At 65.7% G+C, this 11,830-nt stretch carries 10 protein-coding genes; 9 read left to right on the top strand and 1 reads right to left on the bottom strand.

Annotated elements, in window-relative coordinates; all coding sequences use genetic code 11:
• Positions 1 to 118: 118 nt before the first annotated feature.
• Positions 119 to 727, top strand: coding sequence for an OmpA family protein (locus DX905_RS09860; protein WP_162875549.1), 609 nt, complete (start codon positions 119 to 121; stop codon positions 725 to 727).
• A gap of 35 nt (positions 728 to 762) precedes the next feature.
• Here the strand turns inward: DX905_RS09860 and DX905_RS09855 are convergent, their stop codons facing one another.
• Positions 763 to 3,327 (bottom strand): TonB-dependent receptor, encoded by a 2,565-nt coding sequence (locus tag DX905_RS09855; RefSeq protein WP_116091192.1) that lies wholly within the window; start codon positions 3,325 to 3,327, stop codon positions 763 to 765.
• Between the two features lie 288 nt (positions 3,328 to 3,615).
• On the opposite strand from DX905_RS09855, the gene DX905_RS09850 reads away from it, so the two are divergent.
• The 8 genes from DX905_RS09850 (at position 3,616) to DX905_RS09815 (ending at position 11,827) form a co-directional block, all read left to right on the top strand.
• Positions 3,616 to 4,068, top strand: coding sequence for a cytochrome c family protein (locus DX905_RS09850; RefSeq protein WP_162875548.1), 453 nt, complete (start codon positions 3,616 to 3,618; stop codon positions 4,066 to 4,068).
• Positions 4,065 to 5,042 (top strand): cytochrome c oxidase subunit II, encoded by a 978-nt coding sequence (locus tag DX905_RS09845; RefSeq protein ID WP_116091190.1) that lies wholly within the window; start codon positions 4,065 to 4,067, stop codon positions 5,040 to 5,042. The genes DX905_RS09850 and DX905_RS09845 overlap by 4 nt, the downstream gene beginning before the upstream one ends.
• The gene (locus tag DX905_RS09840) at positions 5,039 to 6,931 is read left to right on the top strand and encodes a cbb3-type cytochrome c oxidase subunit I (RefSeq protein WP_116091189.1); all 1,893 of its coding nucleotides are present in this window, start codon (positions 5,039 to 5,041) and stop codon (positions 6,929 to 6,931) included. Before DX905_RS09845 ends, DX905_RS09840 begins: the two co-directional genes overlap by 4 nt.
• Positions 6,928 to 7,545 carry a cytochrome c oxidase subunit 3 gene (locus tag DX905_RS09835; protein ID WP_240320806.1) on the top strand — a complete coding sequence of 206 codons (618 nt, stop codon included), beginning with the start codon at positions 6,928 to 6,930 and terminating at the stop codon, positions 7,543 to 7,545. The genes DX905_RS09840 and DX905_RS09835 overlap by 4 nt, the downstream gene beginning before the upstream one ends.
• Positions 7,542 to 7,850: a hypothetical protein gene (locus tag DX905_RS09830; RefSeq protein ID WP_162875547.1), complete on the top strand. Its 309-nt coding sequence runs from the start codon at positions 7,542 to 7,544 to the stop codon at positions 7,848 to 7,850. The genes DX905_RS09835 and DX905_RS09830 overlap by 4 nt, the downstream gene beginning before the upstream one ends.
• Positions 7,851 to 7,885: 35 nt before the next feature.
• The gene (locus DX905_RS09825) at positions 7,886 to 8,716 is read left to right on the top strand and encodes a cytochrome c oxidase assembly protein (protein WP_162875546.1); all 831 of its coding nucleotides are present in this window, start codon (positions 7,886 to 7,888) and stop codon (positions 8,714 to 8,716) included.
• Complete coding sequence (locus tag DX905_RS09820; RefSeq protein ID WP_240320805.1) at positions 8,709 to 9,131, top strand: c-type cytochrome; 423 nt, start codon at positions 8,709 to 8,711, stop codon at positions 9,129 to 9,131. The genes DX905_RS09825 and DX905_RS09820 overlap by 8 nt, the downstream gene beginning before the upstream one ends.
• A gap of 101 nt (positions 9,132 to 9,232) precedes the next feature.
• The gene (locus DX905_RS09815; protein WP_116091185.1) at positions 9,233 to 11,827 is read left to right on the top strand and encodes a TonB-dependent receptor; all 2,595 of its coding nucleotides are present in this window, start codon (positions 9,233 to 9,235) and stop codon (positions 11,825 to 11,827) included.
• The last annotated feature ends 3 nt before the right edge of the window (positions 11,828 to 11,830 follow it).

The raw sequence follows: 11,830 nt of genomic DNA, 5'->3' as shown, positions 1-11,830 counted from the left end.
ATAAGCCGCCGCGCCGCTAGTGGCGGGATCGAGCGAGCGCGCCTAAACGTGGCCGCCCATTGCACCCGCAGGGCCGCTCGCCATATTGTCCGCGGGAATGGTTCGGGGGCGGGGCGGCATGAGACTTCGGATCGGATTGCAGGCGGCGATGTTATTCGCCTTGGTAGCCGGCGTGAGCGCATGCCGCGAGCAGCCGGCAGCCGCCGAGCAAAAGCCGCAGGCGGCCAAGCACAAGCTGCAGCTATTCCATCGCAAGAAGCCGCAATGGGCGCAGCCCTCGCCGACGGCGCACCTGATCCTCCTGCCCGACAGCGCGATTTCGGTGGAGCGCGGATCGACCGAAGAGCAACTCGCCGCCTTCCTCAAATCAGCCCAGCCGGCGCCGCGGAAATTCCGCTTTACCGGCATCGAATTCGAGCCGTGGCAGAGCAAGCCCAATCCCGCGACCCTGCGGACCATGTATGCGGTCGCGCAGATCCTGCGCGCCTATCCACATGCCCAGGTGACGCTGATCGGACATACCGACAATGATGGGACGCCCGAGCAAAATCTGGCGCTGTCGCGCGAGCGGGTCGAGCGCATGGCGGCGCTGCTGCTGCGCAGCGGCATCGAGCCGCGCCGGATCGCGACCGACGGGCGCGGGCTGACCCAGCCCGTCGCTAGCAATGCGACGCCGGCGGGGCGCGCGAAGAACCGGCGGATCGAACTGGTAGTCACGGCGAAATAGGATCGCCCGGGCCAGCCGACACGAGGTGGCGCGACCTAGAACAATTTGCGTATTGTAAACTTGAGGGTGCGGCCGACCGGCGTGAGCAGCGCCGCCTGAAAGCGGCTGGGGACGCGACCATTCCCGTCGCGAACGCGCTGGCGGCTGTTGAGCGCATCCGCCACGTCGAGGCTGAACTTCAGCTTCTGCATCCATGCCGGAGCATGCGGAATGAGCATGCGCGGCCAGATGTAGATGCCCACATCAAGATTGGGCTGCGCCAAGAAGCGGAGATCTGCGGCGGGCGCGTCGCCGCGCACCCGGCTGCTGCCGACCCACTGCGCATCGAACTTGGCGCCGAGCCCGCGATAGCCGATCCCGCCCCAGCTGTAGATCACGGCATGGGGACTACCGCCGCCGGTGATCGTGCCGCCCTCTATAATGTCCAGCGTCGGCGTGCCCGGCATGAGGCGGAGGCGGTTCTCGAGCGTCAGATAGGCACCGATCCCGCTATAATAGAATGCACGCTCGACCGGCTTGGGATTGGCCTCGCCGGCCTTCGGCGGCCGAGGAGTCGCCCCGATCTGCCCCGACGCATTGAGCTGGAGATTGAGGGTTTTCGTCCAGGTGCGATCGATGTTGATCGGCCGGAAGATCACCGCCGTGAGCTGCCCCTTGGCGTCGGTCACGAAGAGATTGGGGAGCGTTGCGCGGGTGAACGGCGTGAGGGCATAGACAGTCGCGACGGCGTCGCGCACGCGCGTCGCTTCGAACGTGGCGCTGAGACGCAGCTCGCTTTTCGCGAACGGCTTTATGGTGAGCGCGAGCGAACGAACCCTACGCCGCTCCGGCGCCAAGTCCGGATTGCCGCCGCTGACGATGGTCGCGATCAGCGTCCGCCCGGTCGCGTAGTCGAGTATGCTGGCATTGTCGCCGCGCGTGACCGGGTTGGAGCGCGCGGCCATGTCGGGCGCGGCCTGGCTTTGCTTGGCCGTCGCCAGCAATTGCACGCCCGCAAGCGGGCTCCAGCTGGCTCCGTAGGTGGTATCATGGAGCGTGCCATAGCCGGTCACTGCCCGTGCATTGGCCGAGGCGTTGATCGACAAATCTCCGACGAACGGCAAGATTCCGGCCTGCTTGCTGGTGATCGGCAGATCGATGGCGAGGCTGCCTTCGGCGCGGTTCCGGCCGAGGCTTGCACGGTAGGGATCCGAGCCGCGGGTGGTGGCGTCGGCGGTCGCCCGCTCCGCTTCCGCGCTCGCGGTCAGCGTCGCCTTCCCCGCCGGCAGCAGCAGGGGAGAACCGGTGACGACCGCCTTGCTGTTGGCGGTGGTCACCAGACTGTGCAGCCGATCGATGAGGCGGGCGCCGAGCAGGGACGGGTCCAGCGGCAGGAACGGATTGGCCCCGGCGGCGATCGCGGCATTGGCGGCGGCAAGATCGACCGAACGGCCGTTGCGCGCATTGGCTTCCTGCTGGTCGTAGGCGCCGGTTACGTCCCACTGCCAGCCCCTTATGGCGCCGCGCAATGTCCCCCCGGCGTGCAGCGTGGTCTTGACCTGATGCTGCCGCAGCGGGTCGGCCTCGGTCAGCGAGCGGTAAAGCAGCACGTCGCGATCGAACGGCGAGAAGGGGTTGCCACCCGGTATGGTAAGCACCGCCCGCGCCGGACCGGCGAGGCCACGTTCGATGCTGCGTTCGGCCGAAAGACTGATCGTTCCGGCGACCGATCTGCTGATCGGACCAGACAGAATGGCGTTCCCCTTAAGCGTGTCGTTGGTCGCGGTCAGCGAGCGCAGCCGGCCCGGTTCGAACGGCCGCAGCGTGCCCGCGCCGGCGGCATAAGCCGCCAGATCGGACCGTTGCGCGACCGCACCCGGCACCGGCGCCCTGGTGACGACGGTACCGGCCAACCCCGTAAGGAGCGGGTCGATCTCGCCGCCGCCGATCCCGCCCACATTGCCGATCGCATCGAACGGTACTTCGGGATCGGCGACGATCGGCCGCTGCGAGGCACGCAGACCATCGGTGTGGCTATAATCAGTCGACAAGGTCAGCCGGCTCTTGTTGCGCAACCGCGTCAGCGCCCCATGAACAGTCGCGTTGCCGGCCCCGCCATCGGTGGATGCACCGGCCGACAGACTCGTCTCGATCGTCCGGAAACGGCGCTTGGTGATGAAATTAACGACGCGCCGCGTTGGGGGATAGCCGAACTTGAGCGCTGCCGGCTCGGGCAGCACCTCGGTTTTTTCAAGCGCCTCCGGCGGCAAGGTGCCAATCTCGTCATAGCCCGAAACCCGCTGCCCATTGAGCAGATAGATGGGGGGCGAGCCGTCGGCGGCTGTGGTTACGGAGCGGATCGCGCGCAACAGCTCGGCCATGCTGCTGGCACCGGTGGCCGCGATCGTATCTGCGTCGAGCGTGGCCAGGGGGGCGATGTCAGTCACGGCCGATCCGCGGCGGCCGGTCACGACCACCTCAGCAGAGGGCGATGGCTCCGTTTGATCGGGCACGCGCGCCGTGTCCGCGGTCGGGGCGGTGCCAGCGGCCAGCAGCATGACGATCGCAAACCCGCAGCTGGTGAAGCCCAATCCCCCCTCCGCCGCGTTGCGATGGTCCATCCGTGCGGTGGCAGGTTATCGCCAGACTGCCGCATTTGAGAAGAGCGCCGCCCCAGAAAAAAAGCGTCTAACTGGGAGCGCCAGGAACAGTCGGCTGGAACGGTCGAATAAACATAGGTAAAAGAAATCGGTTGGCATCACCCTCAAAAGGCGGCGTCAATTCGTGCGCATGCGAGGCGGCGCCGAACCAAAGGAGATCTTCTTGGCAGCTGCCAGCCCTGTCGCCGAGCGTAAAAGGGAGCTCCTCGGCGGCGGCTCTCGTACCAAAACGTGATGGCGCTGAGGCGGGTGGCACGCATCGCTTCGATCGGCGCGCTACTCGCACTTTGTGCGTGCAGCAATGAGGCTCGCCAAGTCGGGCCGACGCCGCCGCAGACCCTTCCCGCCGGCGATAATGACCCGCGCATCGCTCAGTATCAGGCCAATCTTAATCAGGTGTCGCAGGGCGGCCGCTATTTCGCCTGGTACGGCTGTTCGCGCTGTCACACGGAAAGCGCCGACAAGGTGCTGAACCTGGCCGATAGCGATTGGCGCTACGGCTTCGGCTTCGCCCATGTCTATGATGCGATCACCGCGCGCCATGGCCGGCTCGATTACGGCCGGCGCATCCCGGTCGAGCAGCTGTGGCAGATCACCGCTTACGTGCGTGACCTGTCCAGTCATACTCCGGAGAAGCGGCGGCGCGTAGCGCTGGACCAGCGGGCGGAGCCGGTCGGCGACAATTGGCAGGGGCCGCAATGAGACGGCTGATCGCCATGTCCGCCCCGCTCATGCTCGCTGGGTGCGGCGGCAATCAGTCGCCCTTGTCGCCCGGCGGCGATCAGGCGGTCGCACTGTACAACCTGCTGCTGCTGTCCATTGTCGTGTGCGGAATAATCTATGTGCTGGTGTTGGCCGGGCTGGGCTGGGGCTTGTATCGCAGGCGCACAGGATCAGCGGTCGATCAGTCGGCGCTCGACCGCGGTGTGTGGGTCGCTGCCGGGGTGATCCTGGTCGGGCTGACCGTACTGATCGTAGGCAGCTTCCTTGCAGATCGCGCGGTGTTCGCGACGCGCGGCCGCGACGCGATGAAGGTACGCGTGACCGGCCATCAATATTGGTGGCGGATCGAATATCGCGATGCCGCAACCGGCCGCTGGATTGAGACGGCCAACGAATTGCACTTGCCGCAGGGCCGCACGACGCGCGTGTCGCTCGGCTCGGCCGACGTGATCCACAGCTTCTGGGTACCCAATGTCGCGGGCAAGCTGGATATGATTCCGGGCCGGCGCAACCTGATCGATCTCACGCCGCGCCAGCTCGGCTGGTTCCGTGGGCAATGCAGCGAATATTGCGGTGCCCAGCACGCGCACATGGCGTTCGACGTCAAGGTCGAACCACCGGCTGCGTTCGACGCCTGGCTGGCGGCGCAGGCGCTTCCGGCGGCCGCGCCGTCCGACCCGGTCGCGCAACGCGGCGCCGCTGCGTTCGCCGGCCCCTGCGCGGCCTGCCATGTCGTACACGGAAGCGCTGCCGCCGGCCGGGCAGGCCCCGATTTGACCCATCTCGCCGCGCGCCGCTCGATCGCGGCAGGCACATTGCCGATGACGCGGGGCAATCTGCAGGGATGGATCACGCAACCGCAGGCGCTGAAGCCCGGCACCATGATGCCCACCATCCCGCTCAATCCAGCCGACGCGAATGCGATCGCGCATTATCTGGCGACGCGGCGGTGACGCCCGATCAGGGCCAGCACGATCAGCTCGCCGCGACCTGGCGCGACCCGCCGGGACTGTGGGGGTTCCTGGTCACGGTTGATCACAAGCGGATCGCCGCGCGCTACATCGTGACCGCGCTGCTGCTGCTGTTCCTCGCCGGCATGCTGGCGCTCGACATGCGCTGGCAGCTGTCGGTGCCCGAAAATACCCGGATGAGCCCGCAGCTCTATAATGAGAGCTTCTCGCTACATGGTTCGACGATGCTGTTCCTCGTCTCCGTGCCGATCATGGAGGCGATGGCGATGTGGCTCGTGCCGCTGATGCTGGGCGCGCGCAACATGGCGTTCCCGCGCCTCGGCGCGTTCAGCTTCTGGCTGTATCTGGGCGGCGTGCTGACCCTGTGGATCGCGCACGCGATGGACATCACGCCCGATCTCGGCTGGTTCGAATATCCGCCGCTGGCGGGGCCGAACTATTCTCCCGGCCACCGCGCCGACATCTGGGCACAGATGATCACCTTCACCGAAGTCGCCGCCTTGTGCGCGTCGGTCAACGTCACGGTGACCATCCTCAAGATGCGCCCGCCAGGCATGACGCTCGCGCGCATGCCGGTGTTCCTGTGGGCGATGCTGATCGCATCAATCATGACGATCCTGTCGATGCCGGCGATCATGCTGGTGACCAGCATGCTGATCTCGGACCGGCTGGTTTCCACCCATTTCTTCTCGGCGGCGGCGGGCGGCGACGTCGTGCTGTTCCAGCATCTCTTCTGGTTCTTCGGCCATCCCGAAGTCTACATCATCTTCATTCCCGCCACCGGCTTCGTCTCCGCCATCGTCGAGACCTTTTCGCGCCACCGCCTGTTCGGCCACAGCGTGATCGTCCTTTCGATCATTTCGATCGGCGCGCTCGCCTTCGGCCTGTGGGTGCATCACATGTTCGCCGTCGGGCTGCCGCGGCTCGGCAACGATTTCTACACCGCGGCGAGCATGGCGATCGCGCTTCCGGCCGGCTTGCAGATCTTCTGCTGGATCGCGACGATCTGGAGCGGGCGGCCGCGCCTCGACACGCCGATGCTGTGGATGCTGGCCTTCTTCGCGACCTTCGTCATCGGGGGGCTGTCGGGCGTGATGACCGCCTCTGCGGCGCTCAACCTGCAGCTGACCGACACCTATTTCATCGTCGCGCATTTCCATTACGTGCTCGTCGGCGGCGCTCTGTTCCCGCTCTTCGGGGCCTTCTGTTATTGGTATCCTAAGGCGACCGGCCGGCTGATGTCGGAGCGCTGGGGCAAGGTCGCGCTGGCCGCGATCGTCGGCGGCTTCAACCTCGGCTTCTTTCCGATGCACCTGCTCGGGCTGCTCGGCATGCCACGCCGGGTCTATACCTATCCGGCGGGCATGGGCTGGGACCTGCTCAACCAGATCGCCACCGCCGGCAGCGTCATATCCGTATTGGGAGGGCTGGTCTTCGTCGCCAATGCGATCATCAGCTATTGGCGGGGTGCGCCGTCCGGGCCGGATCCATGGCAGGGATCGACGCTGGAATGGGCAACCGGCTCCCCGCCGCCGCCCTGGAATATGGATTATATACCGGTCGTCCACAGCGCGGCGCCGCTATGGGACGACGAGCCCCGGCTTCCCGTAATGCAGGGCCTGGCGAACGATCATCGTGAAGTGCTGATCACATCGGTGACCGATAGCGCCCCCATCTACCGCCACAAGAGCAGCGGGCCTTCGATCTGGCCGGTCATCGCGGCGCTGGCCGTCAGCGTCATGTTCATCGCCAGCATTTTCACCGCATGGGCAGTTCCCATCGGCACGGCGTTGATTGGCGTCGCACTGACCGGCTGGTTCTGGCCGCAGCGGGGGCGCGCGACGACCGGGCCACTGGGTGTGCGATCGTGAACAGCCCGCGCGAGATCGAGATCGTCGGCAATGTGGCCGATCTGCCGACTAGCGCCAGCGGTCCGCGCCATCTGGTGTGGTGGGGCAATATCGGCTTCATGGTAATCGAGGGAACCGGGTTCGCGCTGGCGGCGGCGGCATATCTTTACCTGATGACCCAGGCGGCGGCGTGGCCGCCCAAGGGCGATCAGCTGCCGGGCTTATTGTGGAGCGGCATCTTCACCGCATTGCTGCTGGTGAGCGAAGTCGTGGCAATATGGGTGCTGCGCCGCGCCCGCGCCCACGATGCCAACGGCGTTCGCTGGGGCACGCTCGTCATGTCCTTGTTCGGCCTAGCGCTACTGGTCCCGCGCGGCTTCGAATTCGCGCATCTCGGTGTGAGCTGGCATCAGGATGCCTACGGATCGGTCGTGTGGCTGCTACTGGTGCTCCACACCACGCATATCGTGACGGAGTTGGGCGAATGCCTCGTCCAGACCGCCTGGCTGTTCACCCACCGCATCGGCGACGACCAGTTTTGCGACGTCGAGGACAATTGCAATTACTGGACGTTCGTCGTCCTCACCTGGCTGCCTATCTATACGCTCATCTATTGGGCGCCGAGGGCGATATGAGCATTCGCGCCCGCGCCTGGACCGCGCTCCTGCTGCCGCCGGTGACGTGGTTCCTGTTCGAGCAGGGCTTGTCCGCCTTGTTGCACGCCGATTGCACGCGGGCCGGCGTCGGCATCGCCTGGGGTGTGGCCAGCCTGGCCGTTTGCGCCGTCGCCTTCCGGATCGCCTGGCCGTTGCACGCACATGAGGGCGTGCTGGTCCATCCGTGGCTGGCGCGGCTGGCATTGGTGGTCGCGGGCTTCTTCGCGCTCGCCATCGCCTTTCAGCTGCTCGCTTTGCTGATGGTGCCGCCATGCCTGCGCTGAGAAGGCAGCTAGCACCGCTCGCCGGGCTGTGGGCAATGCCGGCCTGGGCACACGACACGGGCGCCGCCCATTTCGAGACACCCGGCTGGACGTGGGACCCCTGGATAATCGTGCCGCTGGCGATTGCGGCAACGCTGTTCGCGTTTGGCTGGCGGCGGCTTCATGCGCGTTCGTCGCTCGGCGCCTACCGCCTGGTGGCGCGCGCCCGGCTGTTCGCCGGCGGGTGGCTTGTTCTTGCCATCGCGCTAATCTCGCCATTGCACCAGGCCGGCGAACGCTCTTTCGCGGCGCACATGTTCGAACATGAGCTGATCATGCTGCTGGCCGCGCCGCTGCTGGTGCTTGCGGAGCCGCTCGCGGTGATGATCTGGGCGTTCTCGCCGGGCGACCGGCGCCGCATCGGCCTGCTCGCCAATGCCCGCCCGGTCGAAAGCGCATGGCATTTCCTCACCGGCCCGGTCACGGCGACTTTGCTCCAGGCCGCCGCCTTGTGGTTATGGCACGCGCCCGCCTTATTCGACCTCGCGCTTGCCAGCGAGGGTTGGCATGCGGCGCAGCATCTGTCCTTCCTGATCAGCGCGCTCCTATTCTGGACGGCGATGCTGAGCCGGCGGACCGCGCCCGGCATTGCCGCACTGTGCCTGATCGCCACCTCCATCATCTCCGGTGCGCTCGGTGCGCTGATGGCGTTCGCGACCAGCCCCTGGTATGCTGGCTATGCCCGACTGGGGATTGCGCCGTTCGGCCTGTCGCCCGCCGAAGACCAGCAATTTGCCGGCCTATTGATGTGGGTGCCGGGCGGCCTCATCCATGCGGGCGCCGCTTTGCTGGTCGTCCGGCGCTTGCTGAGGCCGGCTTATGCGTAAGCGCCACGTCCCCTCCACCCTGATGTTTCTTGCCGCGCTCGTGCTGCTGGCGATCGCCGCCGCCGGGATCGGGGGTGTTACCCTCTATCTGCAAAATCGCGGACAAACCCAGGCGCGGGCCGAAGCGATCACCGGCGGCAAGGTTGCGAACGGCCCCGCGTTGATGGCCGGTTATGGCTGCGGAAGCTGCCATATCATTCCGGGTATCACCGGAGCCAATGGCAAGGTCGGGCCCGACCTCTCCGGAATTTCCAAGCGCACCACGATCGCCGGATCGCTGCCCAACGATCCGAAGACAATGATCCTTTGGCTACAGCATCCCCAGGCGTTGCGGCCGGGAAGCGGGATGCCGGAAATGGGCGTGACCGATGCCGCCGCCCGCGACATTGCGGCTTATCTCTATGCGCGGTCATAGCGGCGGCCGAACTGTTGCATTGCCTGTCGCGGAAGCGTCACGAACCGCGAACACAAGTGTCACATTCCCGCGCTAGCGCGTCGGCAAAGGGGCATTCCACCATGCGTATTCGCTTGCTTGCCGCCGTAGCTCTCGCGGCCCTGGCTTCCGCCGCTCATGCTCAGGTCGCTGCCGACGATCCGGCGCCCGGCGAAGAGGTCGTCATCACCGGGCAGCGCGCCAGCCAGCAGCGCGCGATCACCGCCAAGCGGGACGCGTTGGGCGTGCTGGACGTCGCAGCGGCCGACGAGATCGGGCGCCTCCCCGACCGCAATGTCGCTGAGGTGATCGAGCATCTGCCCGGCGTCGGCGTGACCTACGACCAGGGCGAGGGCCGTTACGTCTCGATCCGCGGCGTGCCATCCTATCTCAACAATTACACGTTGAACGGGCTGGAGATCGGCAACCCGGACGGGGCGACGCGTTCGCTGCCGCTCGATATCGTCTCCGGCCAATTGCTCAACCGGGTCGAGATCGCCAAGGTCAAGACCGCCGATATGGACGGCCAGGGCATTGGCGGCGTGGTCAATCTGGTCACGCAGACCGCGTTCGACTTCAAGGAAAGCTTCTCGCTCGCCGCCAGCGGCAAGGCCGGCAAGCAGCAGCTGAACGACAAGGTGCCGGTGCAGGGCGACGTCAGTGTCGCCAAGCGCTTCGGCGCGGACGAGCAGTTCGGCGTGACGCTCGGCGCGAGCTACTCCAACCGCGATTTCGTGAGCGAGGGCTTCTATCCGGACAATTGGCGGCCCGACGCGCGCTTCGCGCGCGGCGGCGTGCCCGACAATGTCAAATATACCGAATATTCGCTCGACCGGAAGCGGATCGGCGCGACCGGATCGTTCGATTGGCATCCGAGCGATACGCAGAGCTTCTTCGTGCGCGGCGTCTATTCCAAATTCACCGAGGACGAGGTCCGCCCGCGCTACCGGCTGGATTTCGCGACCGCCGCGCTGGCCGGCACGCCGGCATTCGTGCTCAACGCCAATGGCTTGACCGGCACGGTGGCGGGCACGCCGAGCTCGCAGACCGGAACGCCCGGCACCGGCCCGGAGCGGCGCGAGGATTTGCGGCTGGATTATAAGTCCAAATATCTGGCGACCGGCATGGCCGGCGGATCGACCGAGCTGGGTGCGCTCAAGCTGGATTATGAGGGCGCCTACAGCCGTAACCAGACGCTCGACCGCTACCCGATCTGGCAGTTCCGCTGCAATACCGGGCCGGTCAATTTCGATTTCAGCGACAAGGTCTATTCCGCCGCGCCGGTGACCGAATGCACCGCCGACCAGATGCAGTTCCGGCAGTATACGAAGTTCCACCAGCTCAACACCGAGAAGATCTGGCAGAGCAAGATCGACGCCAAATATGATCTGGGCGGGGGCAGCCTGCTGCAGTTCGGGGCGAAATATCGCAATACCGACCGCGATTTCGACCAGGACAACCCGACCTATGTGCGCGCGACGCCCACGGCCAATCGCTTCACGCTCGGCCAATATGGTCTCGGCGGGCCCGGCATCTGCGTGCAGCCGAACAGCGCCGACACCAGCCAATGCTATAATAACAGCCCGACCTTCAATATCCCGGCGCTGCAGGCCTTCACCGCCACCAATCTCGGCGGGCCGCTAATGCCGATCGACCCGGCGGCAACATTGCTCGCCAACACCACCGCCGATTTCAAGCTGACCGAGGATGTCGGCGCGGCCTATGCGATGGCGATCCTGCGCTTCGGTGCGCTGACGGTGACGCCGGGCGTGCGCTACGAACATACCAAGCTGGACGTGACCGGCTTCCAGCTGACCGGCACCAGCGTGACGCCGGCGGCGCGCACCAACCGCTATGGCGACTGGCTGCCGTCGCTGCTGGTGAACGTCCGTCCGTCGGGCAATACCGTCTTCCGGCTGGCTTATTCGCGCAGCCTGGGCCGGCCGGAATATAGCAATTTGTCGCCCGGAGGATCGATCGACACGGTCAACGGCGCGGTTTCGCTCGGCAATGTCGACCTCAAGCCCTATCGCGCCGACAATTACGACGCGACCGCCGAATGGTATTTCGCGCGCGGCGCGGTGCTCAGCGCGGGCGTGTTCTACAAGAAGGTCGCCAATCCGATCTTCAGCGCCACCACCGTGTTGCGCAACACCGTTTATCAGGGCGTATCCTATGCCACGCTCGCGATCACGCAGCCGCTCAATGCCGACAGGGGCGACATTGCCGGAATCGAGGCGCAATATCAGCAGCAGTTCAATTTCCTGCCGGGCCTGCTGTCGGGCTTCGGCATCCAGCTGACCGGCACGCTGACCGAGTCGACGCTGACCCTGCCCGACGGGCGCAGCTCCACCTTCCCCAACCAGTCCAAATATCTGTACGGCGCCGAATTATTCTACCAGAAGGGCCCCGTCGAGGCGTCGATCGCCTATCACAATACCGGCCATGCGTTGCTGGCGATCGGCACGCCTTCCTATAACGATCAGTACAATGACGATCTGCGCCGGCTCGACGCCAAGGCGAGCGTGGCCCTGCTGCGCAACGTGCAGATCTTCTTCGAGGCGCAGAATCTGACCGACGAGCCGACCCGCCAATATCAAGCGGGCAATCCCGATTGGCTGATCCAGAACGAACGTTATGGCCGAACCTTCTATGGCGGCGTATCGGTCAAATTCTGATGC

The sequence above is a fragment of the Sphingomonas crusticola genome (assembly GCF_003391115.1).
GTDB lineage: Bacteria > Pseudomonadota > Alphaproteobacteria > Sphingomonadales > Sphingomonadaceae > Sphingomonas_I > Sphingomonas_I crusticola.
The sequence above is the reverse complement of the archived record's forward strand: the minus strand, read 5'-3'. Positions and strand labels throughout refer to the sequence as shown.